Raw genomic sequence first — 25,780 nt, 5'->3', positions numbered from 1 at the left:
AACAGTGATCTTGGTCGACACGGTTCTAGCAGGAGCTCCATCTCTGCTTCCTACGGCTTGACACACCAACCCCACGCCTAACTACACGGCGTTGGGTCTAGGTCGGCCGGGGTGTGGATCGGCCGGGGTGTGGGTCGGGTCTAGGTCGGCCGGGGTGTGGATCGGCCGGGGCGCGGATCGGATCTAGGGCGGCCGGGTGTGGGTCGGTCAGGGGCCGAGGCGGTCGGGACCCGGAACGGCCGGAAACCGGGTCGCTCGGGCGCCGAGGCGGTCGGGGTCCGGGTCGGCCAGAAGCCAGGCCGGCCCGGACCCGGAACGGCCGGAAACCAGGTCCGCCAGGGACCAGGTCGATCGGCGGCCAGGTCGGTGAGGGTCCGAGGCGGTCGGGACCCGGAACGGCCGGAAACAGGTCGGTCGGGGGCCGGGGCGGTCAGGGGCCAGGGCGGTCAGGAACCGGTCGGCCGGGGCCGGGGCGGTGAGGAACCGGGGCGGTCGGGGGCCGGGTCACTCGCCGTGGACGCGGGCGTGCAGGTGCATGTCGTGCCAGCCGTCGGGGTGGTGGAAGGCGCTGCGCTTCACGCCCTCCAGCGCGAAGCCCGCCTTCGTGGCGACACGGCAGGAGGCCTCGTTGGCTCCGGCGTGCAGGAGCTCCAGGCGGTGGAAGCCGATCGCGTCGAAGGCCCAGCGGGTGAGGGTGGCCGTGGCGCGGACGGCCACGCCCCGGCCACGCGCCGCCGCCGTCGTCCAGTACCCGATCTTCGCCAGGCCGTCGGCGAGCACGATGTCGCGCAGCGCCACCCGCCCCAGCAGCTGACCGCTGTGCGCGTCGGCCACGGTCCACTGCGCGATCCGCTCCCCCTCCCACTCCGTGAGCCACCGCTCGACCCAGCCGACGGCCTCGGCCTCGGAGCCGCTGGCCATCAGGTGCCACTGGTGCATCAGCGGGTCCTGGAAGGCCGCGTGCACGGCCGGGGCGTCCTCGATCCGCCAGGGCCGCAGCACCAGCCCGTCCCCGGTGGCCAGCACCGGCTGCGGTGAGCGGCGAAGGGTTCCGGGCGGCAGGACGGGGCTGGTGGTGTACGGCATGGTCCGCATCCTGCACGCGGGGCGCGGCAGGGCCCAACGGGTTTTCCGCGGCCGTAGTCTTGATCGTGATGAGACGAAGGCCACGCGTTCCGCCCCCTCCCCTGCCGCAGCGGCTGGGGATCGATCCGGTGCGGGTGCGGCTGCCCCTGGAGGGGCCGTGGGCCACCGCGCGGGAGTATCTGGTCGAGCGGCTGCGCGGCGCGGACCCCGGCGTCGTCGAGGGGATGCTGGCCGCGGGGAAGATCGTCGGGGCCGACGGCCGGGCCGTGGCGCCCGACGCGGCGTACGAGCCCGGCATGTTCGTGTGGTTCCACCGGGAGCTGCCCGCCGAGGTTCCGGTGCCGTTCCCGCTGGAGGTGGTCCATCGCGACGAGCACATCGTCGTCGTCGACAAGCCGCACTTCCTGGCCACCACCCCGCGCGGCAGCCACGTCACCGAGACCGCGCTCGCACGGCTGCGCAGGGAGCTGGACCTCCCGGCCCTGGGCGCCGCCCACCGGCTGGACCGGCTCACGGCCGGGCTGGTGCTGTTCACGGTGCGCCCGGAGGAACGCGGCGCGTACCAGGCCCTGTTCCGCGACAAGCGGGTCCGCAAGGAGTACGAGGCGGTGGCGCCGTACGATCCCGGTCTCGTCCTGCCCCGCACCGTGCGCAGCCGCATCGTGAAGGAGCGCGGGGTGCTCGCCGCGTACGAGGTGGAGGGCGAGCCGAACGCCGTCAGCCGGATCGAGCTGACGGAGCACCGGGACGGCGGGCCCGCGCGCTACCGTCTGCTCCCCAGCACCGGGCAGACCCATCAGCTGCGCGTCCACATGAACGCACTCGGCGTGCCCATCCTCGGCGACCCCCTCTACCCCGTGGTGACGGCCCCCGTGCCGGTCGGCGACTTCCGCCGCCCCCTCCAACTGCTGGCCCGCGCACTGACCTTCGCCGACCCGGTCACGGGCGTGGAACACCGGTTCCGGAGCGGGCGGGTGCTGGGGGCGTGGGGGGCTTACGAGGAGTGGGCGGCCGGTCGCTGACCAGGGCACTCCGATCTCCGGAGATGACAAATGTCGCGCGTTTCCCATCAGTTCACTCGTACAGCTATGAATGAATCAGAGTCAGCACTTTCGGATCGATGCCACACATGACAACATTTCAACCAAGTGCGCCCCTCATGTGCCGTCATACGCTCCTCTTACGCTCCTTCACGAGCACCGGGGACGCACGCACGCTGGGAGTACAGCCAGAAGTAGGACGTTCTTGCGGAGGCTCGGGTCATGGCATCAAGTCGCGTTGAGTTCGCGGTAGCAACCCCGGACATGCCGACTTGGGAGGGCTCTGGGAAACAGGCTGAGGAACGTCTGTCGGGCATATGCGGAATTCAGGAAGCGCCGCGTCAGTCACACCACTTATGCAGCGTGACACCGGATGAAGCCGAATTACTCGCCGGATATGCGGGCCGGGGTCGTATTCCGAGGTAACACCGGAAATTCCCATATGAGACCGCCGTCATGGCTGCTCGGAACAGCGGACAACACCAGGTGCCCAGTCTCGCGGCTCATGGCCCGCGCCGTGTGCGGCCGCATCGCCATGAGCCCGTGCGTACAGCGCTCGGCACGCAGTTGGCAAGGCTCCGTTCGACCGGTTCCGTCAGCAGGCCCAGTTCGTGCGGTGCAGAAGGACACCGTCACCCAACAGGAGGCAACCGTGTTGGACACCTTCCAACTCCCCGCGTTCTACATGCCGTTCAAGGCCACGGTGAACCCGCATCTGGAGTACGTACGACCCCGGGTCCGGGCCTGGGCCTGGTCGTTGGGCCTGCTCGAACCCCAGCACACCGATTCGCATCACGGCGGCTGGAGCGCCGAGGTCTTCGACCGGGCGGACTTCACCCTGTTCACCGCACTGACGTACCCGCACGCCTCAGCCCGGGAACTGGAGCTGCTGTCCAGCTGGCACAGCGTCATCTGGTGCCTCGACGACGTCTTCCTTCCCTGGTGCGAAGCTCTGGGCAGCCGTGAGCGCATCCTGGACCGCATCGAGCGGCTGATGAGCTTCCTGCCGGTCACGGCCTACGGCTCGGGCCCGGCTCCGCAACACCCGCTGGAAGGCGCCCTGTTAGACCTGTGGCAGCGCACCGCGCCCGAAGCCTCCCGCTCATGGCGGGTTCTGTACACCAGGTCCGTACGGCAGTTCCTGGACGCGTCCCTGTGGGAGGCGGACAACCTCACCCGCGAGCGATACCCCGATCTCATCGAACAGATGGAGATGCGCCGCCACTTCGGGGCCGCAGGGTGCAGTGCCCTGCTGATGGAGCACTCGCTGGGCTGGGAGATAACCGACGAGATACGCGCGACCCGCCCCTTCACGGTACTGATCGACGCGTTCCGGGACACGGTCGACCTGCACAACGACATCGTGTCCTACCCCAAGGAGGTCCGCGAGGGCGCAGCCAGGAACAACATCGTGCAGGTGGCGCAGGAGCTGTACGGCATCCCGCTCCACGAGGCGGTCTCCCTCGTCGACCGCATCCTGACGGGGCGGGTCAGGACACTCGCCGAGACGGTGCGTTCCGACCTCCCGCAGGCACTGCGCGACCTGCGCGCGGACCCGGCCACCCAGCGTGCCGTGCTCCGGCACGCTGCGGCCATCCAGGGCTGGGCGGCGGGCTCCTACCACTGGCACCAGGACACCGAGCGCTACCGGTCCGTCGCCTGACTCCGGCGCCCGGCACAAGTCACCGCGCGGGCACCGGAGTTCACCTCACCCGGTCGGTCAGTAGCCGCGCCACCAGCGCAGGAGACGGCGCCAGGCGCCCAGCGGGCGGGCCGGCTCGGGGGTCGGCGGGGCCTGCTGGGCCGGCACCGGCCGGGGTGCCGCGGCGGCCGGTGCGGGCTGTGCGGGCTGTGCGGCGCCGACCTGCCAGTCGGTGCGCTGGACCGGCACGGACGCGGGCCGCGCCGTCACGTCCTGCTGGGGCCTCGGGTCGAAGCGGACCGGCAGTTCCACCAGGTGCCGGTTCAGGATGGACGCCCGCCAGTGCAGCTCGTCCTCGTCGCAGTCGAGCTGGATGTCGGGCAGGCGGTTCAGCAGCGCGTCCACGCCGACGTCCGCGATGGCGCGGCCGATGTCCTGGCCCGGGCACTCGTGCGGGCCACCGCTGAAGGCCAGGTGGGAGCGGTTGCCCATCATGTTGGCCGTCAGGTCGGGGCGGACCCGCGGGTCGACGTTGCCCGGCGCGATCCCCAGCAGGAGTCCGTCGCCCCGCCGGATGCGCTGGCCGCCCAACTCGGTGTCCTGCTTGGCGACGTAGGCGAGCTGGGTGCTGAAGGGCGGCTCGTCCCAGAGTGACTGCTCGACCGCCTGGGGCACCGTCATCTGCCCGCCGTTGAGCTGGGCGCGGAATCCGGGATCCGTGAACACCAGCCGCAGCACGTTGGCGAGGAGGTTGGCCGTGGCCTCGTAGGCGGCCATCAGCACGACGCGCAGGTGCTGGCCGACCTCCTCGTCGGTGAGCCGTGCCGAGTGGTTGATGAGGTGGCTGGTGAAGTCGTCCTCGGGCTCGGCCCGCCGGCGGGCGGTGAGCCGCATCAGGACGTCCATGATGTACGCGTTGCTCGCGATCGACGTCTCGGTGCCCCTGAGCATGTCGCGGGCGGCATGCACGATCCGGTCGTTGTACTCGTCGGGCATGCCGAGGATCTGGCACATCACCGCCATCGGCAGATGCTCGGCGAACTGGCTGACCAGGTCGGCCCTGCCCTCCTCGCAGAACTTGTTGACGAGGTGCTGGGTCGATCGGTTGATGTGCCGGCGGATGCCCCGGTGGTTGATCGTCGACATGGCGCCCGTGACCGCACCGCGCAGCCGCAGATGCTCGTCGCCCTCGGCGTGGCAGCAGATGGGCTGCCAGGCGACGAGCGGCATGAGCGGATGATCCGGCTTGATCGTGCCGTCCTGGAGCGCGGTCCACTGCCGGGTGTCACGGCAGTACTGCGAGGGCGTGCTCACCATATGCAGATTCTCGCTGTGCCCCAGCACCACCCAGATCGGCACGTCCTCGTGCAGCAGCGCCGGTGCCACGGGGCCGTGTTCTTCGCGGAGCTTCTCGTAGACGGCTCCCAGGTTCTCCGCCTCGGGGCCGTACAGCCGGCGCAGCCCGCCGGGGCCGATGCCGTGCGCGGGGCAGCCGGGAGGCGGTCCGGCCAGGGGTTCGTCCGTACCGGTCGGGGAGAGGTGTTCAGGCGTCACGATGGTCGCTCCGAAGCTGAAGTTCTGAAGGTGATGGCGATGGGGATGGGGATGGGGAGGTCGTACGGGACGGAAGCCGGCACGCTGGCACGGCACGGCACGGCACGGCGGCACGGCGCGGCGGGTCGGGTCGGGTCGGGTCGGGTCGGCGGGACGCCTACGTGGCGGCCTTCGCCCTCGCCAGCGAGTGCAGGAAGCGCAGCAGGGTCATCAGGACGTCACGGCTGGAGGCCCGGCGGCGTGCGTCGCACTCGATGATCGGGATCTCCGCGGGCAGGTCGAGGGCGCTGCGCAGGTCCGCGATGGGGTAACGGGGCGCGTCCGGGAAGGAGTTGACGGCGACCACGAAGGGCACACCACGCTCCTCCAGGCGTCCTATGACGTCGAAGCTGACCTCGAGGCGGCGGGTGTCGATCAGCACCACCGCGCCGAGCGCGCCCTCGAACAGCCCGTTCCACAGGAACCAGAAGCGCTCCTGGCCCGGGGTGCCGAAGAGGTAGAGCACCAGCTGGTCGGTGATGCTGATGCGGCCGAAGTCCATCGCCACGGTGGTGGCCGTCTTGGAGTCGGAGCCGTAGTTGTCGTCCACCCCGACGCCGGCCTGCGTCATGGTCTCCTCGGTGGTCAACGGCCTGATCTCGCTGACCGAGCCGACCATCGTCGTCTTGCCGACTCCGAAGCCGCCCACGATCACGATCTTCACCGCGGCCTGGGCCGTGTGCGGCAGATGATCCTCCGTGCGTGGTCCGGGGATGGTGTCAGAGCCTTTGAAGTCCATGCATCACCGCTTCGAGGAGGGAACGGTCGGGGAGCGCCTGCCGGACGATGGGGGCGCGCGCCTGCACCAGCTCTGCCGCCAGCATGTCGGTGAGCAGCACGGTCACCACGCTGAACGGCAGGCTCAGATAGGCCGAGAGCTCGGCCACCGAGAGGGGTGCCGTGCAGAGCCGGAGCATCGCCGTCTGCTCCGGCGTGGCCGAGGGCGGGGGGTCCGCGCGCGCCACGATCAACGTGACCAGGTCGATGTCCGCACGCTCGCCGTCCGGTCCGGCGACCACGTAGAGCCGCTCCGGGGCCTTGGCGTCGCCCTCTTTGGCGGGTTTCGGTTTCGGGGGTGGTTCTGCGTTGTCCTGACTGGGGTATCGCCGCCGGCGTTGCGGAGGACTCATACGGTCTGCCCGTTGCGGCGGGGCGGGCTGGTGAGATGGGCCCCGATACGTACGACCAGGTCGCGCATGCGGTTGCTCATCAGGCCGGGTTCGGCGACCACGTCGGAGAGGACGGCGAGATAGGCGTTGGCCCCCGCGGCCATCAGATAGAAGTAGCCTCCGTTGATCTCGATGATGACGAGCTTCATGCGGCCGTCGCTGCCGGGGATCTCGTGAGCCACGGCACCCGCGAGGCTCTGCAGTCCCGCGCAGGCCGCGGCGACGCGGTCGGCCGCGTCCGGATCTCCCCCGTAGCGAGCGATGCGCAGGCCGTCGGCGGAGAGCACCACGATCATCTCGATGCCCGGTACTCCGTCGGCGAGATCCTTGAGCATCCAGTCGAAGTTGGCTCGCTGCTGGATCACTTGTGGTCCCTCTCGTCGTCGGCCTCGATGCGGGCCGGCTCGGTGGTCGGCTGGGTGAATGCGGTCGGGTCCGGGTCGCCCTTGAGCCCCTCCCAGAACGCCTCGACCCACAGCCCGGGTTCGGGTTCCTTCTCCTCCGGCTCGGGTTCGGGCACGGGGGACGCCCAGGAGGGCCGGGCCGCCTGGGCCTCGCGCTCCGCCTCCTCGGCCGCGGCCTGTTCGGCCAGCCGCTGGCTGAGCGGGACCTTGACCCGGCTGCGCCGCTGCGGCAGACCGCCGGCGGTCCATTCGGTGACCTCGGGGACCTCGTCCTCCATGGACACGCCGGCGGGGATGCGCGGGCTGGTGGGACGCCGCCGCTTGGGAGCGCGCTTGGGCCCCTCGATGCCGCCGACGTCGAGCTTGGGCGCGGAGGTGGCGCCGACGCCGTGGGCGAGGCCGGGCGCGGGGTCGCTGGTCATCATCACGCGCGGCACGACGAGGACGGCGCGGACGCCGCCGTACGCCGAGGCCCGCAGCGAGATCTGCATGTCGTACGCCTTGCACAGGCGGCCCACGACGGCGAGGCCGAGGCGCGGGGACTCGCCGAGGTCCTGGAGGTCGACGCCGGCCTGGGCGCGCTCCAGCATGCCCTCGGCCCGGGCGCGGGCCTCCTCGCTCAGGCTGACGCCGGCGTCCTCGATCTCGATGGCGATGCCGGTCTGCACCTCGGTGGCGGTGACGTGCACCTTGGTCTGCGGGGGCGAGTAGCGCGTGGCGTTGTCGAGGAGTTCGGCGCAGGCGTGGATGACCGGCTCGACGGAGATGCCGCGGATGTTGACCTTGGCGATGTTGTCCAGCGAGATGCGCCGGTACTCCAGGATCCGGGACATGGCGCCGCGCAGCACGCTGTAGAGCGGGACCGGCTGCGGCCACTGGCGGCCGGGGCGGCCGCCGCCGAGCACGGAGATCGAGTCGGCGAGCCGGCCGATCAGCGCGGTGCCGTGGTCGATGCGCAGCAGGTCGTCGAAGACCTCGGGGTTACGGCCGTGGTCCTCCTCCATCTCGCGCAGTTCCTTGGCCTGCTGGTGGACGATGGCCTGCACGCGCCGGGCGATGCTGACGAAGGAGCGCTGCGAGGAGTCCCGCATGGCCTCCTCGGTGTCGACGATGTCGAGCACGCGCTTGAGCAGGGCCACCTGGGCCACGGGGAGTTCGCGGTAGGAGGGGTCGATGTCGCCGAGTTGGCGCATCACCTCTCCGGGCGAATTGCCCCCGCGCAGATAGTAGATGGCGGTCGGCGCGATCTCGTGCGCGAGACGGTGCATCTCCTGCTCGTGGCCGGCGACGCGCTGCTCCAGATACGCGGTGTGACGGGCGCTCTCCTCACGCAGGGTGTGCAGGCTGCGGCCGCGCCGGACCGCTTCGGCCGCCGTCGCGATCACCAGCAGCGTGGCGACGACACCGCACCAGACGACGGCCGCCCGGGCCGGCACGGTCACCGCGGCGGCGGCTGCCCCGGTCGCCGCGGCCATCACTATGGCCGGCAGCAACAGCACCCGCGCATAGGGGAGTTCACGGCGCCGGGGAGGGGATTGGACACTCACCATGTAGGCCCTCTGAGACGAATCGACGGGGAGTCGCACATATAGGGAACAAGCGCACGAATACATCTCAACTCGGTGCGCTGCGGGCGAGCTTAGTCCGACCGGATCATCGCCGTGTCATATTCAGCAAGCGCCTGAAACGGGCCACACCCGAGGAGTACTCTCAGCCCATTTACACGCTCAGGGATCACTCGAACACCGTGCGTCACACGGCATGGCCGTACGAGAACACTCACCGTGACGGGTGAAGATCAGATTCCGGCGATCCGCAGGGCCGCGTCCGCGGTGGCCTCGGCGAACGCCCGCACCGGGCGCCCGGGGTCGGAGCGGCGCACCAGGATCACGCCCTCGATCAGACCGAACACCAGGTCCGTCCGCAGCTCCAGCTCGCTCTTGGCGAGCGCGCTCCCGGCAGCCGTGGCGGCGAGCAACTGCCCGTAGGCGTCCTTGAGTTCGTCGCGCACGGCGTGAAAGCCCGCGAACCGCTCGGCGCGCACCTCGGGCAGCAGATAGAGGCCCCCGAGGTTGTGCGGGCCGCCGCACAGCAGCTCCACGTCCTGCCGGCACAGCTGCCACAGCCGCCGCTCGGGCGGGGTCGCGTCGTCGGCGAGGAGGTGGCGGGCGTACGTCAGCGAGGGCGTGACCGTGGACTCCAGCAGGGCGGCGAGGAGTTCCTCCTTGCCCGCGACGTAGTGGTACATCGAGGCCTGCCGCATGCCCGCGCGCTCGGCGACCGCACGCGTGGTGGTGGCCGCGTAGCCGCGGGTGGTGAACAACTCGGCCGCGGCGGCGAGCAGTTCGTCGCGCGGCTGCAGTCCGGTGTCCGGCCGCTGCGCCGCCCGCGGCCGGCCGACCCGGCGGCCGCCTCCTCCACCCGGCGTTCCCATGCGTTCGATCCTCGCACACGGCCGGCCGGGGGCGATCTTCGTGAGGGCTCGGTAACCACCCCGCAACGCACGGGCAACGCCCGCGACCCGTCCGCCTCCTAATTTCTGTCAAGCGACAGAAATACCCCGAGCCGCCTACCCCAGCCGACACCCCGGAGCCGGAGGTCCCGCGATGGCGACAGCCACCACGTACGGAGCCCGCGACCACGCACGCGCCCAGGAGGGTGCCCGTGCCGAGGCCATGCCGGTCGTCCCGGCCGCCGACTGGCCCGACCCGCCCTGCGCGGCGGGACACCTGGTGTGGGCCGAGACCGTGGCGGGCGGCAACTACACCCACCGGGTGCTGGCCCGCGGCACCGAGCTGCGCCTGACCGACCCGCTCGGCGACGCCTGCGCCCACCTGCTGCTGTACGCGGCGGAGCGGACCTGGGAGCGGCTGAACGTGGCCGACACGGTGAAGGTCCAGTGGAACGCGTATCTCGGCGAGGGCCGCCTCCTCCTGTCCGACCAGGGGCGGGTGCTGGCCTCCGTGGTCGCCGACACCTCCGGGCGGCACGACGCGCTGTGCGGCACCTCCACCCTCGTCCGCAACACCGAGCGGTACGGCGACGGCACCCCGCAGTCCGCCTCCCCCGCGGGACGCGAGCTGCTGAAGCTGGCGGCGGCGAAGAACGGCCTGGAGCCGCGCGACCTGCCGCCGTCGCTGTCGTTCTTCCAGGGAGTCGACGTGCGTGCGGACGGCGGTCTGGAGTTCACCGGCTCCGCCGGCCCCGGCGGCAGCGTCACCCTCCGCGCCGAACAGGACCTGACCGTGCTGATCGCCAACGTCCCGCATCCCGTCGACCCACGCCCCGACTACGTCAGCACCCCGCTGGAGGTCCTCGCCTGGCGCGCCGCCCCGACCGGCCCGGGCGACCCGCTGTGGCGGGCCACGCCCGAGGGCCGCCGCGCTTTCCTCAACACCGCCGAATTCCTCGCCGCGAGGGGGCTCGCATGAGCACGAGCGCACCGGCCGCCACGCGCACGGAGGTCGTTCCCGCCCGGTCCGCCTGGTCCTCCGTGGTCCGCGGCGGCCACACGCTGACCCTCACCGACCTGCACGGCAACCAGGCCGTCGACTTCCTCGTCTACGACGCCCACGACACGTCCGTGCGCTACAGCGCCCCCGACACGATCCAGGCCCAGGGCTCCGTCTTCCTGACGACGGGCAGTGTGCTCATGAGCAACGAGCACGCCCCGCTGATGACGGTCGTGGACGACGAGGTGGGCCGGCACGACACGCTCGGCGGCGCCTGCTCCAAGGAGTCCAACACGCTGCGGTACGGCCACCACACCTGGTCGCAGCACGCCTGCGTGGACAACTTCCTCGCCGAGGGCGCCCGGCACGGCCTCGGCAAGCGCGACCTCGTCTCCAACATCAACTGGTACATGAACGTGCCGGTCGAGCGGGACGGCACCCTCGGCATCGTCGACGGCCTCTCGGCACCCGGCCTGAAGGTGACCCTGCGCGCGGAGCGCGACGTGCTGGTGCTCGTCTCCAACTGCCCCCAGATCAACAACCCGTGCAACGGCTTCGAGCCGACGGCCGTGCGGATGACCGTGCGGGCCGACGCCGCGGGAGCCGCCGCATGACCTTCGACACCCTGCTCGTCGCCAACCGGGGCGAGATAGCCGTCCGGATCATCCGCACCGCCCGCGAACTCGGCCTGCGCACGGTCGCCGTGTACGCCGACCCGGACCGCACCGCGCCCCATGTCCGCCTCGCCGACGAGGCGGTACGGCTCGGGCCCGCGCCCGCGCGGGAGTCGTACCTCGACGCCGACCTGGTCCTGAAGGCGGCCAAGGACACCGGCGCGGGCGCGATCCATCCCGGCTACGGCTTCCTCTCGGAGGACGCCGCCTTCGCCCGCCGCTGCGAGGACGCCGGGATCGCGTTCGTGGGGCCGGCGCCCGAGCACCTGGAGCTGTTCGGCGCCAAGCACACGGCGCGGGCGGCCGCCGAGGCGGCGGGGGTGCCGCTGGCGCCGGGGACGGGCCTGCTGCCGGATCTCGACTCTGCCGTGCGGGCCGCCGGGCGCATCGGCTACCCGGTCATGCTCAAGGCGACCGGCGGTGGCGGCGGTATCGGCATGTCGGCCTGTCGATCCGTCGACGAACTCACCGATGCCTGGGAGCGGGTGCAGCGTGTCGCCGCCGCCTCCTTCTCCTCCGCCGGCGTCTTCCTGGAGCGGCTCGTCGAGCACGCCCGCCACGTGGAGGTGCAGGTCTTCGGCGACGGCACCGGCAGGGTCGTCACCCTCGGCGACCGCGACTGCTCCCTGCAGCGCCGCAACCAGAAGGTCGTGGAGGAGGCACCGGCACCGGGTCTCCCGCCCCGTGTGCGCGGGCGACTGGCCGCCTCGGCCCGCGACCTGTGCGCCTCCGTCGGGTACCGCTCGGCGGGAACCGTCGAGTTCGTGTACGACGCCGCCCGCGAGGAGGCGTACTTCCTCGAGGTCAACACCCGCCTCCAGGTGGAACATCCGGTCACCGAGGAGATCTACGGCATCGACCTCGTCGCCTGGATGCTGCGTCTGGCGCGCGGCGAGCCGGACGTCGTCCGCGAGCCGCGCGCCGCCCGCGGCCACGCGGTCGAGGCCCGTCTCTACGCCGAGGACCCCTCGCGCGACCACCGGCCCGGCGCGGGCCTGTTGACGCGGGTCGAGTTCCCGCCGGGCGTGCGCGTCGACGGCTGGGTGGAGACCGGCACCGAGGTGACGACGGCGTACGACCCGCTGCTCGCGAAGGTGATCGCCTACGGCCCCGACCGTGCCCATGCCGTGCGCCGGCTGGACGAGGCGCTGGCCCGCACCCGTGTCGACGGCATCGAGACCAATCTGGGCCTGGTGCGCGCGGCGCTCGCCGCAGGGGACTTCACCGCCGCCGAGCACTCCACGGCGACGCTCGCCTCCGTCTCGGACCCGACCCCGCGGATCGAGGTCGTCTCCGGCGGCACCCTGACCACCGTGCAGGACTGGCCGGGCCGCACCGGCCTCTGGCAGGTCGGCGTGCCGCCGTGCGGGCCGATGGACGACCGGTCGTTCCGGCTCGGCAACCGCGCGCTCGGCAACGCCGAGGGCGCGCCGGGGCTCGAATGCACCCTCCAGGGACCGGCGTTGAGGTTCACGCACCCGACGACCGTGTGCGTGACGGGCGCCCCCGCCGAGATCACCGTCGACGGGACCCCGGTCGCCCGGTGGGAGCCGGTCACGGTGCCCGCGGGTGCCGTGCTGCGGATCGGCGCACCGGCCGAGCACGGCCTGCGCACCTACGTCCTCGTCGCGGGCGGCCTCGACGTACCCGGCTTCCTGGGCAGCGCGAGCACCTTCACGCTGGGCCGTTTCGGCGGGCACGGCGGCCGGGCGCTGCGTACGGGCGACGTCCTGCACGGGGGCACGGTCACCGAGGGCGCCCCGGTGCCCCGACGGGACCGTCCCGCCTTCGGTGCCGTGTGGCACCTCGCCGCCGTCGAGGGCCCGCACGCCGCACCGGAGTTCTTCACCGAGGACGACGTCCGCGACTTCTACGCCGCCGACTGGAAGGTCCACTTCAACTCCGCCCGCACCGGCGTACGGCTGGTCGGCCCCAAGCCGCGCTGGGCGCGCGCGGACGGCGGTGAGGCGGGCCTGCACCCGTCCAACATCCACGACACGCCCTACTCCGTCGGCGCCGTCGACTACACCGGCGACATGCCCGTGCTGCTCGGCCCGGACGGCCCCTCGCTCGGCGGGTTCGTGTGCCCCGCGACCGTGCTGAGCGCGGAGCGCTGGAAGCTCGGCCAGTTGCGGCCGGGCGACACGGTGCGCTTCACACCGGTGTCCGTCGACGGCTCGCCGCGCCCGGCCATCGTGGACGGCGGCGTACTGGCCCGGGACGGAGACCTCACCTACCGCCGCAGCGGCGACGACAATCTGCTGGTCGAGTTCGGCCCGATGCAGCTCGACCTGGCGCTGCGCATGCGCGTGCACGCGCTGATGGAAGCGGTGGCCGAGGCCGATCTCGCCGGTGTCACGGACCTCACGCCCGGCATCCGCTCCCTGCAGATCCGGACGGACCCCGGCCGCCTGCCGCAGCACCAACTCCTGTCCCGGGTCAGGGAGATCACGGCCGCGCTCGCGCCCACGGACGAACTCGTCGTCCCCTCCCGCACCGTCCACCTCCCCCTGTCCTGGGACGATCCGGCGACCCGCGAGGCGATCGCCCGCTACACGGCGGGCGTCCGCGACGACGCGCCCTGGTGCCCGTGGAACATCGAGTTCATCCGCCGCGTCAACGGCCTGGAGTCGGTGAACGACGTCTACGACACCGTCTTCGGCGCGGAGTACCTCGTCCTGGGCCTGGGCGACGTCTACCTCGGCGCCCCGGTCGCCACCCCGCTGGACCCGCGCCACCGCCTGGTGACCACCAAGTACAACCCGGCCCGTACCTGGACGGCCGAGAACTCGGTCGGCATCGGCGGCGCCTACCTGTGCGTCTACGGCATGGAGGGCCCCGGCGGCTACCAGTTCGTGGGCCGTACGACCCAGGTGTGGTCGGGCTGGCAGCAGCGGGGCGCGTTCGAGCCCGGCTCACCCTGGCTGCTGCGCTTCTTCGACCGCATCCGCTGGTATCCGGTGGACGCGGACGAACTCCAGGAACTGCGCGCCGACATCACGTCCGGCCGCTTCGTGCCCCGTATCGAGGAGGGCACGTTCTCACTGGCCGGGTATCAGCGGTTCCTCACCGAGAACGCCGACTCCGTACGGGAGTTCAGGTCCCGGCAGCAGGCGGCCTTCGCCGCGGAGCGGGACGCCTGGGAGGCGGCGGGCGAGTTCGCACGCGCCGAGGCCGCCACCGCACCGCCCGCTCCCCCGGCGGAGGTGCCCGTCCCCCCGGGCGGCTGGCTCGTCGAGGCCGAGTTCGCGGCGTCCGTCTGGCAGGTGAACGTGCGGCCCGGTGACGCGGTCAGCGCGGGACAGCCGCTCCTGGCCCTGGAGGCGATGAAGATGGAGTCCAGGGTGCACGCACCGGCGGACGGCGTGGTGACGGCGATCCTGGCCGGGCCGGGCGACCAGGTCGAGGCGGGGACGGCACTGCTGGTCCTGGCCCCGGCGGCACGGTGAGACAGACCGAGGAGCGAGAGATGTCCGCAGTGACCCGAGTCCGCGCCGCCCACGCGCGCATCGCGGCCGTGGACCGCCCCGAGATCTGGATCGGTCTGCGCCCACGGGCCGAGGCCGAGGCGGAGGCCCGGACGGTCGACGCCCGGGTGGCGGCGGGTGAGCGGCTCCCGCTCGCCGGGCGCCTGCTGGCGGTGAAGGGCAACATCGACGTGGCCGGCCTGCCCACCACCGCGGGCTGCCCGGCGTACGCCTACCGGCCCGAAGCCGACGCGCCGGTCGTCGCCCGGCTCCGCGCGGCGGGCGCGATCGTGCTGGGCACGACGAACCTGGACCAGTTCGCCACGGGCCTGGTGGGCACCCGCTCGCCCTACGGTCCCGTCCGCAACGCCCACGACCCGGCCCGCATCAGCGGCGGCTCCAGCTCGGGATCGGCCGTCGCGGTGGCCCTGGGCCTCGTCGACCTGGCGCTCGGCACCGACACCGCGGGCTCGGGCCGGGTCCCGGCCGCCCTCAACGGCATCGTCGGCCTCAAACCGACCCGGGGCCTGGTCCCGACGGCCGGAGTGGTCCCGGCCTGCGCCTCGCTCGACTGTGTGACGGTGTTCGCCCGCACCCTCCCGGAGGCCGAGCAGGCGCTGTCCTTCATGGCGGCCCCGCCCGACCGGGAGCTGCCTCCGCTCCCCCGGCGCGCCCCGGGCCCGTGGCGTGTCGCGGTCCCGCCCCGCGAGCAGCTCGGCGAGCTGGACGAGGGCTGGGCGGAGGCGTACGAGGCGGCCGTGCGGCAGCTGGCGTCGGCGGGCGCCGACCTGCGCACCCTGGACCTCGCCCCGTTCACCGAGGCCGCGGCGATGCTCTACGACGGCGCGTTCGTCGCGGAGCGCTACACCGCCGTGGGGGCGTTCGTCGACACGTTGCTCGCGAAGGAAGGCGAGGCCGCCGGCACGCTCGACCCCACCGTGGCCGGCATCATCACCCGCGCCCGCGCCATCCCGGCCCACCGCCTCTTCGCGGACATGGACCGCCTGGCGGCCCTGCGCGTCCGGGCCCTGGAGGAACTCGCCGACGCGGACGCCCTCGTGCTGCCCACCACCACGGGCCACCCGACCCTCGGCGAGGTGGCCGCCGACCCGCTGACCGCCAACGCCCGCCTCGGCCGCTTCACCAACTCCACCAACCTCTTCGGCCTGGCGGCGGTGGCCGTCCCGGCCGGCGAGGTCGGCGCTCTCCCCTTCGGCGTGATGCTGATCGGCCCGGCCTTCTCGGACGAGCGCCTGACGAGGATCGCGGGACTGCTCCAGCCGGAGACACGGCTGGCGGTGGTGGGCGCGCACCTGACCGGACAACCGCTCAACCCCCAGCTGCAGGCCCTCGGCGCCCGCCTGGAGCGCACGACCGTCACGGCGCCTGTCTACCGCCTGCACGCCTTGCGGACGGCGCCGCCCAAGCCGGGCCTGGTGCACGTGGGCGAGGGCGGAGCCGAGGTCGAGACGGAGATCTGGCGCCTGCCGGCGGAGGGCCTGGGCCGCCTGCTGGCGGCGCTCCCCCGTCCGATGACGCTGGGCGGCGTGGAGCTGTCGGACGGCACCCGGGTCCCGGGCTTCCTGTGCGAACCGCGCGCCCTGGAGGACGCCGAGGACATCACACGGCACGGCGGCTGGCGGACCTACCTGAAGGACCGCTCAGGGCAGCGTCCTTAGGGGCGCGGGGAAGGGCGCGACCAGCCACGGCGCACCCGCACCCGCCGATCGGTCCCGTCACCCCACCGACGAGTAGGCCACAACCCCCCGCAGCAACTCCTCAACCGCCTTCCGCGCGGCCTTCCCCACGGTCGAGCCCTCCACGGAGGACGACGCCGCGGAGATCTGCCCCAGCACGTCGATCACCTGCTTGCACCACCGCACGAAGTCCCCGGCCGGCATCTCCGCCTCGCGGAGAACCTCGTCGAGCCCCTTGCCGCAGGCCCACATGTAGGCGGCCCAGGCGAACCCGAGATCCGGCTCCCGCTGCCCGACCCCTTCGGTCTGCGTGATCCGGAAGTCCTCCTCCAGCGCGTCCAGCCGCCCCCAGATCCGCACCATCTCGCCGAGCGCGGCCTTGGCCTTGCCGGACGGCAGCTTCGGGGCCATCGCGTCGTCGCCGACCCGGGCCTCGTAGACCAACGCCGAGACGCACGCGGCCAGTTCCGCGGGGGCAAGCCCCTCCCAGACGCCGGCCCGCAGACACTCGCTCGCCAGCAGATCCAGTTCACCGTAGAGCCGGGCCAGCCGCTTTCCGTGCTCGGTGACCTCGTCACCCCGCAGATAGTCCAGCTCGGTCAGCAGCGACACGATCCGGTCGAAGGTCCGGGCGATGGTGTTCGTACGGCCCTCGATGCGCCGCTCCAGGTGCGAGGTGTCCTTCAGCAGCCGGTGATACCGCTCGGCCCATCGCGCATGGTCCTCCCGGTCGTTGCACCCGTGGCAGGGGTGCGCGCGGATCGCGGTGCGCAGCCGGGCGATCTCGCGGTCGTCGACGGCCAGGGAGCGCTTCTTGCGGGCCCGCTCCGGCGGGATGTGCCCGGCCTTGGTGCGCAGCGCCGAGGCGAGGTCCCGGCGGGACTGCGGGGAGCGGGCGTTGAAGGACTTGGGGATGCGCATCCGCTCCAGCGCCTCGACCGGCACCGGGAAGTCCATCGACGCCAGCCGCTTGACCTGGCGCTCCGCGGTCAGCACCAGCGGGCGCGGCCCGTCGTGGTGCTCGAAGCCGCGATGGCCGTTGGACCGCCCGGCGGGCAGGCCGGGATCCAGCACCAGCGCGAGACCGGCGTACTTGCCCGTCGGCACATGGATGACGTCCCCCGGCTTGAGCTTCTCCAGGGCGACCGCGGCCTCGGCGCGCCGCTGGGCGGCGCCCTGCTTGGCGAGCTCGGTCTCGCGGTCCTTGAGCTCGCGCCGCAGGCGCGCGTACTCCTCGAAGTCGCCGAGGTGGCAGGTCATGGAGGCCTTGTAGCCGTCCAGGCCCTCCTCGTTGCGCTGCACCTGCCGCGAGATCCCGACGACCGACTTGTCGGCCTGGAACTGGGCGAAGGACGTCTCCAGCAGCTCGCGCGAGCGGTGCCGGCCGAACTGCTCGACCAGATTGACCGCCATGTTGTACGAGGGCTTGAAGCTGGAGCGCAGCGGATAGGTGCGGGTGCCGGCCAGCCCCGCCAGGTGCTCGGGGCTCATGCCGCGCTGCCACAGCACCACGGCATGGCCCTCGACATCGATGCCGCGCCGGCCCGCGCGACCCGTCAGCTGGGTGTACTCGCCGGGGGTGATGTCGGCATGCTGCTCGCCGTTCCACTTGACGAGCTTCTCCAGCACCACCGAGCGCGCGGGCATGTTGATGCCCAGCGCCAGTGTCTCGGTCGCGAACACGGCCTTCACCAGGCCGCGTACGAACAGCTCCTCGACGACCTCCTTGAACGTCGGCAGCATGCCCGCGTGGTGGGCCGCGATGCCGCGCTCAAGTCCCTCCAGCCACTCGTAGTAGCCGAGGACGTGCAGGTCCTCGGTCGGGATGGACGCCGTGCGCTCCTCGACGAGGGCACGCACCTTGCCGCGCGCCTCGTCGTCGTTGAGCCGCAGGCCCGCGTAGAGGCACTGCTGTACGGCCGCCTCGCAGGCCGCGCGGCTGAAGATGAAGGTGATGGCGGGCAACAGGCCCTCGGAGTCGAGCCGTTCGATGACCTCGGGGCGTCCCGGGGTCCACACCCGGGACCGCTGTCTGCGCTCCCGCTCGCGGTCGGCCTCCCGCATCGCCCGGCCGCGCCTGCGGTCCTGGTACGAGGGGCGGCTCGCCTCCATCCGGGCCAGGCGTGTGAGGTCGGGGTTGACGGCCTTCTTGCTGCCCTCGCCCTCCTCGAACAGGTCGTACATCCGCCGCCCGGCGAGCACGTGCTGGAACAGCGGTACGGGCCGGTGCTCGGAGACGATCACCTCGGTGTCGCCGCGGACCGTGTCGAGCCAGTCGCCGAACTCCTCGGCGTTGGAGACGGTCGCGGACAGCGAGACCAGCGTCACCGACGCGGGGAGGTGGATGATCACCTCTTCCCAGACGGCGCCGCGGAAGCGGTCGGAGAGGTAGTGCACCTCGTCCATCACCACATGGCCGAGGCCGAGGAGGGTCTGCGAGCCCGCGTACAGCATGTTCCGCAGCACCTCGGTGGTCATCACGACCACCGGGGCCTCCGAGTTGACGCTGTTGTCGCCGGTGAGCAGGCCGACCCTGTCCGCGCCGTAACGGCGGCACAGGTCGGCGTACTTCTGGTTCGACAGCGCCTTGATGGGTGTCGTGTAGAAGCACTTCTTGCCCTGCTGGAGAGCGAGGTGGACGGCGAACTCGCCCACGATCGTCTTGCCGGAGCCGGTGGGGGCCGCGACCAGCACGCCCTTGCCCGCCTCGAGCGCCTGGCAGGCCTCGATCTGGAAGGGGTCGAGGCCGAAGTCGTACATCTCGCGGAAGGAGGCGAGCGCGGTGGCCTGCTCGGCAGCGCGCCTGCGGGCAGCCGCGTACCGCTCGGCCGGGGAGAGGTCCTCTGTCATCGTGCTTTCGAGCGTACCGGGCCACACTGACAACAGGACGATCATTATCCGGAACCCGGTCCGTCAAACACCGGGAGGTGCCCACGTCACCAAGGACGGGGCACCTCCCGCGGACGTGTCCGGGCGGGACTCAGGTCACGTCGTCGTAGCCGTTGACCCGGTCCGTGCTCGTCTGCTCCGGCAGCGCCCGGCTGGCGGAGACCGTCTCGACCTCGCCGACGGCCTCGGGGGTGAGGTCCAGATCGGAGGCCTCGTCGTCGCTCAGCTCCGCGTCCGGGTTCGCGCGGGCCCGACGCCTGTCGTTGAGCAGGGCCACTCCCACCGCCATGAAGTACAGCACGACGATCGGGCCGGCGAGTGCGATCATGCCGAAGGGGTCGGTCGTGGGCGTCGCCACCGCGCCGAAGACGAAGACGCCCATCACCACACCGCGCCACCAGCCGGCCATCCTGCGGCCGGACACCATGCCCGCGAAATTGAGCATGACAAGGATCAGCGGCAGCTCGAAGGCGCCTCCGAAGATGAGGATCATCCGGACGACGAAGTCCAGGATCTTGTCCATCGGCAGGATGTTGGCGGAGCCGTCGGGCGTGATGCCGAGCAGCACCCGCATGCTGATGGGAAGGATCGTGTAGGCGAGCCAGGCGCCGGCCAGGAAGAGCGGTACGGCCGCCGAGACGAACCAGTACGTGTACTTCCGCTCGTGCCGGTGCAGGCCGGGCGCCACGAAGGCCCACAGCTGATAGAGCCAGACAGGGCTGGAGAGGATCACGCCTGCCATGAAGCAGACCTTCACCGTGGTGGTGAAGGGCGACAGCAGGTCGGTGTAGGCGATGACAGCGCAGGCGCCGCCCGTGGACTCACCCAGTCCCGTCTTGCAGCGGGGCACCGGATCGATCAGGAAGTTCATCAGATCCTGGCTGTAGAAGGCGGCCACGAGGGACACGACCGTGATCGCCAACATGCCCTTCGCGAGCCGGTTGCGCAGCTCGCGAAGGTGCTCCACGAGAGGCATCCGCCCCTCGGGGTCCTTCTCCTTCTTGCGGGCGGACTTGAGCACCCCACGTCCTCGTCTCGTGCGGCGGGCCGGATAGGTCCGGCCCTGCGTCAGCGCTTGGTGGTGTCCGTCGGCTCGTTGACCGGGCGCGAGCTGGTCACGTCGCCCGGGGACGCCTGGATCGTGCGCTGCGCCGAAGGCTGCTCACCGGTGGAGGCCGATTCGGCGGGGGCGTTGCCCTCGTCCTTCATCGCCTTGGCCTCGCTCTTGAGGATGCGCGCGGACTTGCCGAGCGAGCGGGCCATATCCGGAAGCTTCTTCGCGCCGAACAGCAGAACGACGACTACGAGGATGAGCAGAATCTCGGGAGCGCCGAGCCTTCCGAACATAAGTCTCTACCTTCTCACCGAGGCGGCTGGTTGGGATGCTGTCCGATCAGTCGGACCTGCGTCCGAACGGTCGTACTGACAGCGATCGTAACGCTCAGGGGTAAACCGGAGGCAATCCCCGTGCGTACTCCCGGTCAGCGATACGGGCCTCGTTCTCCGCACCGCGACCTGCAGCGTACCCGGCGCGGTGGCTCGTGTGACAGTGCGAAGTGTCCCAGAACGCTTTCGCTCCACGCCGCGCGGGGCCCCCTCGGGGCCTCACAGGGAGTCGGCGGCACGGGTGGCGCTGACCGAAGCCCGCTCCAGCTCCTCGGCGGCCCTGTTGATCCGGCGCGCCGAGTCGGAGACCTGCCTGCCGAGGCGCTGCGCCTCCAGGAAGACCCGGACGGCCAGCACACCGAGGACGGCGAGACCCAGGAAACCCACAGCTACCGCGAACATCGGCCAGAACATGGGGTCGAGCCTAGACGGTCCCGGGCGCTGCCCACACAGCACGCGGCAGAGGCTTCACATCCGCAATCCGCGTTGACAAAGCATGATCACATCCGGGTACCGTCGTCGCCGACCTGGGGGCCGAGGAGCACACACAGTCACCGTCGCCGCCGTCGAGCGGCGGCGGTCCGGTGTGCGCCGCCTCACCCCCGCCCATTCGATTTCCAAGGGGGAAATATGAATATCAGGCAGCGTTTCAGCGTCATCGCCGCCGGATCCGCGGCGCTCCTCGCGATAGCCGCCGGGGCTCCGGCCGGTGCGGCCACCATGTCGGCCGACTCCGTTCACCGTGGCAGCGTGGGTTGCTTCAACTACTCCTGGGGGGACGGAAGCGCGACGTACACGATCTACTACCACAACACCTGCAGCGTGAAGTCGGCCATCGCCGGCACCACGAACGCGCTGTTCAACAACAAGTGGTGCGCGAACGTCGCCGCGGACGGCAAGGGGCACACGGTGGTCTACAACAAGCCGATGACGTTCGCGTCGGCCAGGGGCGGCCGCTGCTGAGCACGCCCCGGACGCGGAGACCGGCGGGGCGGCCCCCGGCGGTCCTCCCGTAGGGATGTCCGGTGCGAGGCCACCGGGCCGGGGGGGGGGGGGCGGGGGGGGGGGGCGCCCCCCGCCCCCCCCCCCCCCCCCCCCCCCCCCCGGCGCTTAATGGGGCCCCCCGGGGGGGGCGGGGGGCGGGGGGGGGCGCCCCCGGGGGGCCCGCCGGTTGGTTTGGGGGGGGGGGGCCCCCGGGGGGGGGGGGGGGGCCCGGGGCCCCGCCCCCCCCCCGCCGCCGTCGTCCGCGCCACCGCCGTCCGACGCGGCGTGCGGCGGCGCTACCCGACGGTGGAGTGCAGCCTCAGGGTCCTGACGCCGCCGCCGGTCAGCAGCTCCACGATGCGCTCCCCGGCCGGCTTGCGGACCGAGGAGCCGCAGTCGGGGCAGGTGAAGGAGTAGAAGGTGGTGCGGCTCGTGGCGCCGATGGCCAGGCGCAGCGCACCGGCGGCCAGCTCGAAGCTGCCACGGCACTCCGGGCAGCCCGCCCTGAACGTCACCGGCGACACGCTTCTCATCCCGGCGAAGGCTGCCGCCACCGACACGTCCTGCACTCCAGACACCGACGACTCGCTCAAAGCTCCTGCTCCTCCACCTCGGGTCGTTCGCCTTCGGGCGCCTCGGCCGGTGCCGGCCCGCCCCACGGTTCACTCCCTGTCGTACTGCCCGTCGTACGCCGCCAGTGCCTCACGGGCCGCCCGGCGGGCGCTGTCGGCGAGGTCGCGCGGGGCGACGATCCGGCCGTCACGGCCCAGCCGCAGCGCCAGCCGCCGCAGCGAGGCCGGGTCGGGCGTACGCAGGCTGATACGCAGCCCGCCGTCCGGAAGCTCATCCGCACTGTCGTGCGGGTAGTACTCGGCGACCCAGCGGCCGCCCGGGCCGACCTCGACCACGACCTCCGGGTCCTCGGCGGCGGGCTGCACCAGCCCCTCCGACAGGTCCCGCAGCTCGATCTCGGGCGGCGCGGCCGGCTCGTCGAGGATCTTGATCTCGGCGACCCGGTCCAGCCGGAAGGTGCGCCGTGCCTCGGAGCGGCGGCACCACGCCTCCACGTACGTGTGCCCGACGCTGACCAGCCGGATGGGGTCGATCTCCCGCTCGCTGAGCTCGTCGCGCGCGGGCGAGTAGTAGCGGATCCAGAGCCTGCGGCGCTCGGCGATCGCCCGGTCGACGTCGGCGAAGACACCGCCCTCGGACTCGAAGGTCACCGAGAGCCGGGAGCTGGCGCCCGCCGCCTCGCCGGCCGCGGCCTCCACCTTGGCGGTGGCGCGCAGCAGCGCCTGCCGGTCGCCTTCGCGCAGTCCGGGCAGCGTGGACACCGCGCGGGCGGCCACCAGCAGCGCGGTCGCCTCGTCGGCGGCCAGCCGCAGGGGCTCGGCGGCCTCTTCGCCGAGGGCGGCGGCGTTGTGCCACCAGATGCGCTCCCCGTCGGTGTCGATGTCGAGCAGGTCGCCGCCGCGGAAGCTGGTGCCGCACATGGGCAGCACGTCGAGGTCGGAGACCAGCTCGTCCTCGGTGATGCCGAAGGCGCGTGCGACGTCCTCGACCCGCGCTCCGGGGCGCTCCTTGAGATACGTCACCAGCGAGAGCATCCGCCGGGTCTGGTCGATGGCGTTCGCGGGCCTGACCGGTTTTCCTGCCACTGTCCTGCTCCGCTCCCCCTCAGCCCTTGGCCACGGCCTGCAGCCGGTCCACCACGTCCGCACGCAGCTCGGCCGGTTCCAGGACCACCACGTCCGGCCCGAACTCCACCAGCCAGGCGTCCAGCCCGTGCCCGTACGGAATCTCCAACTCGTCCCAGCCGTCGCCGAGTTCCCGCACCGCGGTGGCCTTCGCCCGAAGGGGGTAACCCGCCCCCCGGCGCAGCCGGATCAGCGCGGAGCGGTCGGCGGTCTCCCCCGCCCAGCTCGCCACGGTCTCGCGGACGGTGACCACGTCGGGTACGGCGGCGCCGAACCGGCCGCTGCGGCTGCGCACCTTGCCGGTGATCCGCGAGAGCCTGAAGACCCGCTCGGCGCCCCGGTCGCGGTCCCAGCCAGCCAGGTACCAGTGGCCGCGCCAGCACTCCAGCGCCCACGGCTCGACATGCCGGGGCTCGGGGCGGGCGGCGGTGGCCTTGCGGTAGTCGAAGACGACCGGACGGCGGTCACGGCAGGCCAGCATGAGCGGTTCGAAGGCGGCCTCGTGCACCGGGATGCGCGGTTCCAGGGCGCCGTGGGCCTCGTACGGGTCGACGTCCTCGGGCAGGCCGGCCGCGCGCAGCTTCTGCAGGGCGCCGCTGGCCGCTCCGGCGAGCCGGGCCTGCTGCCACACCTTGGCGGCGAGCCCCAGGGCGGCCGCCTCCTCGGCGTCCAGGGTGATCGGGGGCAGGCGGTTGCTGTCGCGGCGCGCCAGATAGCCCGTCTCGCCGTCGAGGTTCTCCACCGTCTCGATGACCAGGCCGAGTTCGCGCAGATCGTCCTTGTCGCGCTCGAACATACGGCTGAAGGAGTCGTCGCTGCCCGCTGCGCCGTTGCCCGGCCCGAAGGCCTCGACGTAGGCCTCGATGGACTCACGCAGCTCGCGCTTGCTGAGCGGCCGCCGGGTCCCGAGCAGACACAGCGCGAGGTTCATCAGCCGCTCTGCCTTGGCAATGGCCATCGGCGCCCTTCGCCTCCCTATGGTGCTTGACGACGTTGACCGTACCGCCCCGAAGTGGCGTGGCAAAAGCCGAGGGCCCATGCCTGGACAGGCATGGGCCCCAGGTGATCGGGTCCGATCGGATCCGGGAGTCAGACCGCGACGAGGTCGACCACGAAGATCAGGGTCTCGCCCGGCTTGATCGCCGGGGTCGGGCTCTGGTCGCCGTAGGCGAGGTGGGCGGGGATGGTCAGCTGGCGGCGGCCGCCGACCTTCATGCCCTGCACACCCTGGTCCCAGCCCGCGATGACACGGCCGCCGCCCAGCGGGAAGCGGAACGGGGTGCCGCGGTTCCAGCTGGCGTCGAACTCCTCACCGGTGCTGAAGGCCACGCCCACGTAGTGGACGGTGACGGTCTGGCCCGCCTGCGCGACAGCGCCGTCGCCCTCCCAGATGTCCTTGATCTCGAGGTCCGCCGGGGGCTCGCCGCCCGGGAAGTCGATCTCGGGCTTCTCGATGCTCACGTCTTTCAGCTCCTGCTTGTCCGCGGAAAGGCAACACGCACAGTCTTACATCCCGGAGGGCTACATCTTCGCGAGGATGTCGACCGAGAAGACCAGCACGGAGTCCTTCTTGATGCCGCTGCCGGCCGGCGGATTGTCCCCGTAGCCCAGCTTCGGCGGGACGACGATGAGGACCCGGCTGCCCACCTTCTTGCCCGTCAGGCCCTGCGCCCAGCCCTTGACGACCTGCTGCAGGCCGAACGACGTCAGCGCCTTGCGGCTGTAGGTCGAGTCGAACTCCTTGCCGTTGTCCCAGAACACGCCCTTGTACTGCACCAGGACGCTGTCCTTGGCGGCGACCGCGTCGCCGTCGCCCTCGATGACGTACTTCGCGACCAGGTCGGTGGGTGCGTCCTTCTTGGGGATGTCGATCGAGGGCGCCTTGCCGTCGGTGTTCGTGCCGACCTTGGGCAGGCTCGCGTCGTTCTGCGGGACGTCGGTGCCCTTGGCGGAGCTGGTCGCGTTGAACGTGCTCTGGATGTCGGCGACGAACACCAGCGTGTCGGTGCCCTTGATGCCCGCCTGTGCGTTGCCCTCCTTGCCGTAGCCCCAGGTGGGCGGCACGGAGAACAGGACGCGGCTGCCGACCTTCTTGCCCGCCAGCGCGTACCGCCAGCCGTCGATGATGCTGCCCTGGGAGAGCTGGATGAGCAGGGGGGTCTTGCGGTCGTAGGAGTTGTCGAAGACCTTCGCCGTGTTCCAGACCTGGCCGAGGTAGTGGGCCTGCACATAGTCGTTCTCGGCGACCGTCCTGCCGCCTCCCGCGATCACCGTCTTCACCGCGAGCTGCTTCGACGGATCGCCGGAGCCCTTGGCGACGGTCGGCTTGGCACCGAACTTCGTCCCCGCGGTGATGGCCGGCAGCGGGCCGTCGACGATCTTCGGCGGCGGCGCGGCGGACGTGGCCGCGGCGGAGGGCGACGCGCTGTCGCTGGCCTTGCTCGAGTCGGACTTCTTGTCGTCGCCGCAGCCGGCGACGGTGACAAGTCCTGCGGGTACAGCGATGAGAAGGGAGCGTCGGCGCACGGTGGGGGCCTCGTATCGGTCGATCTTGTGAAGGGCGTGCGCGCAACTCTACGGCGTGAGCAGGGCGCCGCACT

23 protein-coding genes are annotated in these 25,780 nt (G+C 71.8%); 7 read left to right on the top strand and 16 right to left on the bottom strand.

Annotation, left to right across the window (positions count from 1 at the left end; genetic code table 11):
- Positions 1-504: 504 nt before the first annotated feature.
- Entirely contained in the window at positions 505-1,086 is a 582-nt protein-coding gene (locus ACIRPX_RS19800) for a GNAT family N-acetyltransferase (protein WP_404195929.1), read from the bottom strand.
- Between the two features lie 68 nt (positions 1,087-1,154).
- Between ACIRPX_RS19800 and ACIRPX_RS19795 the strand changes: the two genes are divergently transcribed.
- Together ACIRPX_RS19795 and ACIRPX_RS19790 are read left to right on the top strand one after the other, a co-directional pair.
- On the top strand, positions 1,155-2,108 hold the full coding sequence (locus tag ACIRPX_RS19795) for an RluA family pseudouridine synthase (RefSeq protein ID WP_404195926.1): 954 nt from the start codon (positions 1,155-1,157) through the stop codon (positions 2,106-2,108).
- Between the two features lie 670 nt (positions 2,109-2,778).
- Positions 2,779-3,789: a hypothetical protein gene (locus ACIRPX_RS19790; protein WP_404195923.1), complete on the top strand. Its 1,011-nt coding sequence runs from the start codon at positions 2,779-2,781 to the stop codon at positions 3,787-3,789.
- A gap of 57 nt (positions 3,790-3,846) precedes the next feature.
- On the opposite strand, the gene ACIRPX_RS19785 is transcribed toward ACIRPX_RS19790, so the two are convergent.
- From ACIRPX_RS19785 to ACIRPX_RS19760, 6 genes are all read right to left on the bottom strand, one after another.
- Positions 3,847-5,322 (bottom strand): cytochrome P450, encoded by a 1,476-nt coding sequence (locus ACIRPX_RS19785; RefSeq protein ID WP_404195920.1) that lies wholly within the window; start codon positions 5,320-5,322, stop codon positions 3,847-3,849.
- Positions 5,323-5,479: 157 nt separating this feature from the next.
- Entirely contained in the window at positions 5,480-6,100 is a 621-nt protein-coding gene (locus tag ACIRPX_RS19780; protein ID WP_404195917.1) for a GTP-binding protein, read from the bottom strand.
- Complete coding sequence (locus tag ACIRPX_RS19775; RefSeq protein ID WP_404195914.1) at positions 6,081-6,491, bottom strand: DUF742 domain-containing protein; 411 nt, start codon at positions 6,489-6,491, stop codon at positions 6,081-6,083. The genes ACIRPX_RS19780 and ACIRPX_RS19775 overlap by 20 nt, the downstream gene beginning before the upstream one ends.
- Entirely contained in the window at positions 6,488-6,895 is a 408-nt protein-coding gene (locus tag ACIRPX_RS19770) for a roadblock/LC7 domain-containing protein (protein ID WP_016434374.1), read from the bottom strand. Before ACIRPX_RS19770 ends, ACIRPX_RS19775 begins: the two co-directional genes overlap by 4 nt.
- On the bottom strand, positions 6,892-8,484 hold the full coding sequence (locus ACIRPX_RS19765; protein ID WP_404195911.1) for a sensor histidine kinase: 1,593 nt from the start codon (positions 8,482-8,484) through the stop codon (positions 6,892-6,894). The genes ACIRPX_RS19770 and ACIRPX_RS19765 overlap by 4 nt, the downstream gene beginning before the upstream one ends.
- Before the next feature lie 248 nt (positions 8,485-8,732).
- Positions 8,733-9,368 carry a TetR/AcrR family transcriptional regulator gene (locus tag ACIRPX_RS19760; protein ID WP_404195909.1) on the bottom strand — a complete coding sequence of 212 codons (636 nt, stop codon included), beginning with the start codon at positions 9,366-9,368 and terminating at the stop codon, positions 8,733-8,735.
- Positions 9,369-9,540: 172 nt separating this feature from the next.
- Between ACIRPX_RS19760 and ACIRPX_RS19755 the strand changes: the two genes are divergently transcribed.
- From ACIRPX_RS19755 to atzF, 4 genes are read left to right on the top strand one after another with little or no spacing between them, the layout of a single operon-like run.
- A complete protein-coding gene (locus tag ACIRPX_RS19755) occupies positions 9,541-10,365 on the top strand; it encodes an urea amidolyase associated protein UAAP1 (RefSeq protein WP_404195906.1) in 825 nt (274 codons plus the stop codon).
- The gene (locus ACIRPX_RS19750; protein ID WP_404195903.1) at positions 10,362-11,000 is read left to right on the top strand and encodes an urea amidolyase associated protein UAAP2; all 639 of its coding nucleotides are present in this window, start codon (positions 10,362-10,364) and stop codon (positions 10,998-11,000) included. Before ACIRPX_RS19755 ends, ACIRPX_RS19750 begins: the two co-directional genes overlap by 4 nt.
- Entirely contained in the window at positions 10,997-14,509 is a 3,513-nt protein-coding gene (locus ACIRPX_RS19745; protein ID WP_404195900.1) for a 5-oxoprolinase/urea amidolyase family protein, read from the top strand. Before ACIRPX_RS19750 ends, ACIRPX_RS19745 begins: the two co-directional genes overlap by 4 nt.
- On the top strand, positions 14,506-16,206 hold the full coding sequence (gene atzF, locus ACIRPX_RS19740; RefSeq protein WP_404195897.1) for an allophanate hydrolase: 1,701 nt from the start codon (positions 14,506-14,508) through the stop codon (positions 16,204-16,206). The genes ACIRPX_RS19745 and atzF overlap by 4 nt, the downstream gene beginning before the upstream one ends.
- A gap of 57 nt (positions 16,207-16,263) precedes the next feature.
- On the opposite strand, the gene ACIRPX_RS19735 is transcribed toward atzF, so the two are convergent.
- The 4 genes from ACIRPX_RS19735 to ACIRPX_RS19720 all read right to left on the bottom strand — a co-directional run bounded on the left by ACIRPX_RS19735 (position 16,264) and on the right by ACIRPX_RS19720 (position 20,913).
- Positions 16,264-19,119 carry a DEAD/DEAH box helicase gene (locus ACIRPX_RS19735; RefSeq protein ID WP_404195894.1) on the bottom strand — a complete coding sequence of 952 codons (2,856 nt, stop codon included), beginning with the start codon at positions 19,117-19,119 and terminating at the stop codon, positions 16,264-16,266.
- Between the two features lie 85 nt (positions 19,120-19,204).
- Positions 19,205-20,089, bottom strand: coding sequence for a twin-arginine translocase subunit TatC (gene tatC / locus ACIRPX_RS19730; protein ID WP_404195952.1), 885 nt, complete (start codon positions 20,087-20,089; stop codon positions 19,205-19,207).
- Positions 20,090-20,181: 92 nt separating this feature from the next.
- The gene (tatA, locus tag ACIRPX_RS19725; protein WP_404195891.1) at positions 20,182-20,460 is read right to left on the bottom strand and encodes a Sec-independent protein translocase subunit TatA; all 279 of its coding nucleotides are present in this window, start codon (positions 20,458-20,460) and stop codon (positions 20,182-20,184) included.
- A 258-nt stretch (positions 20,461-20,718) separates the two neighbouring features.
- On the bottom strand, positions 20,719-20,913 hold the full coding sequence (locus ACIRPX_RS19720) for a hypothetical protein (RefSeq protein WP_404195888.1): 195 nt from the start codon (positions 20,911-20,913) through the stop codon (positions 20,719-20,721).
- Between the two features lie 216 nt (positions 20,914-21,129).
- Between ACIRPX_RS19720 and ACIRPX_RS19715 the strand changes: the two genes are divergently transcribed.
- A complete protein-coding gene (locus ACIRPX_RS19715; RefSeq protein WP_404195885.1) occupies positions 21,130-21,462 on the top strand; it encodes a hypothetical protein in 333 nt (110 codons plus the stop codon).
- 317 nt (positions 21,463-21,779) lie between these two features.
- Here the strand turns inward: ACIRPX_RS19715 and ACIRPX_RS19710 are convergent, their stop codons facing one another.
- From ACIRPX_RS19710 to ACIRPX_RS19690, 5 genes are all read right to left on the bottom strand, one after another.
- Positions 21,780-22,076 (bottom strand): hypothetical protein, encoded by a 297-nt coding sequence (locus ACIRPX_RS19710; protein WP_404195882.1) that lies wholly within the window; start codon positions 22,074-22,076, stop codon positions 21,780-21,782.
- Positions 22,077-22,145: 69 nt separating this feature from the next.
- Positions 22,146-23,141, bottom strand: coding sequence for a helix-turn-helix transcriptional regulator (locus ACIRPX_RS19705; protein WP_404195880.1), 996 nt, complete (start codon positions 23,139-23,141; stop codon positions 22,146-22,148).
- 19 nt (positions 23,142-23,160) lie between these two features.
- Positions 23,161-24,138 carry a helix-turn-helix transcriptional regulator gene (locus ACIRPX_RS19700; RefSeq protein ID WP_404195877.1) on the bottom strand — a complete coding sequence of 326 codons (978 nt, stop codon included), beginning with the start codon at positions 24,136-24,138 and terminating at the stop codon, positions 23,161-23,163.
- Positions 24,139-24,269: 131 nt separating this feature from the next.
- On the bottom strand, positions 24,270-24,641 hold the full coding sequence (locus tag ACIRPX_RS19695; protein ID WP_404195874.1) for an FKBP-type peptidyl-prolyl cis-trans isomerase: 372 nt from the start codon (positions 24,639-24,641) through the stop codon (positions 24,270-24,272).
- A gap of 60 nt (positions 24,642-24,701) precedes the next feature.
- Entirely contained in the window at positions 24,702-25,706 is a 1,005-nt protein-coding gene (locus ACIRPX_RS19690) for an FKBP-type peptidyl-prolyl cis-trans isomerase (RefSeq protein WP_404195871.1), read from the bottom strand.
- Positions 25,707-25,780 lie beyond the last annotated feature (74 nt).

It is taken from the genome of Streptomyces sp. NPDC101225, from assembly GCF_044767585.1.
Classification (GTDB): Bacteria; Actinomycetota; Actinomycetes; order Streptomycetales; family Streptomycetaceae; genus Streptomyces.
The sequence above is the reverse complement of the archived record's forward strand: the minus strand, read 5'-3'. Positions and strand labels throughout refer to the sequence as shown.

Bases quoted from the DNA above. Each gene is read 5' to 3' on its own strand.
- ACIRPX_RS19800 (WP_404195929.1), bottom strand. From the start codon at position 1,086: ATGCCGTACACCACCAGCCCCGTCCTGCCGCCCGGAACCCTTCGCCGC.
- ACIRPX_RS19795 (WP_404195926.1), top strand. From the start codon at position 1,155: ATGAGACGAAGGCCACGCGTTCCGCCCCCTCCCCTGCCGCAGCGGCTG.
- ACIRPX_RS19780 (WP_404195917.1), bottom strand. From the start codon at position 6,100: ATGGACTTCAAAGGCTCTGACACCATCCCCGGACCACGCACGGAGGAT.
- ACIRPX_RS19775 (WP_404195914.1), bottom strand. From the start codon at position 6,491: ATGAGTCCTCCGCAACGCCGGCGGCGATACCCCAGTCAGGACAACGCA.
- ACIRPX_RS19765 (WP_404195911.1), bottom strand. From the start codon at position 8,484: ATGGTGAGTGTCCAATCCCCTCCCCGGCGCCGTGAACTCCCCTATGCG.
- ACIRPX_RS19760 (WP_404195909.1), bottom strand. From the start codon at position 9,368: ATGGGAACGCCGGGTGGAGGAGGCGGCCGCCGGGTCGGCCGGCCGCGG.
- ACIRPX_RS19755 (WP_404195906.1), top strand. From the start codon at position 9,541: ATGGCGACAGCCACCACGTACGGAGCCCGCGACCACGCACGCGCCCAG.
- ACIRPX_RS19750 (WP_404195903.1), top strand. From the start codon at position 10,362: ATGAGCACGAGCGCACCGGCCGCCACGCGCACGGAGGTCGTTCCCGCC.
- ACIRPX_RS19745 (WP_404195900.1), top strand. From the start codon at position 10,997: ATGACCTTCGACACCCTGCTCGTCGCCAACCGGGGCGAGATAGCCGTC.
- ACIRPX_RS19735 (WP_404195894.1), bottom strand. From the start codon at position 19,119: ATGATCGTCCTGTTGTCAGTGTGGCCCGGTACGCTCGAAAGCACGATG.
- tatC (WP_404195952.1), bottom strand. From the start codon at position 20,089: ATGCCTCTCGTGGAGCACCTTCGCGAGCTGCGCAACCGGCTCGCGAAG.
- tatA (WP_404195891.1), bottom strand. From the start codon at position 20,460: ATGTTCGGAAGGCTCGGCGCTCCCGAGATTCTGCTCATCCTCGTAGTC.
- ACIRPX_RS19720 (WP_404195888.1), bottom strand. From the start codon at position 20,913: ATGTTCTGGCCGATGTTCGCGGTAGCTGTGGGTTTCCTGGGTCTCGCC.
- ACIRPX_RS19715 (WP_404195885.1), top strand. From the start codon at position 21,130: ATGAATATCAGGCAGCGTTTCAGCGTCATCGCCGCCGGATCCGCGGCG.
- ACIRPX_RS19700 (WP_404195877.1), bottom strand. From the start codon at position 24,138: ATGGCCATTGCCAAGGCAGAGCGGCTGATGAACCTCGCGCTGTGTCTG.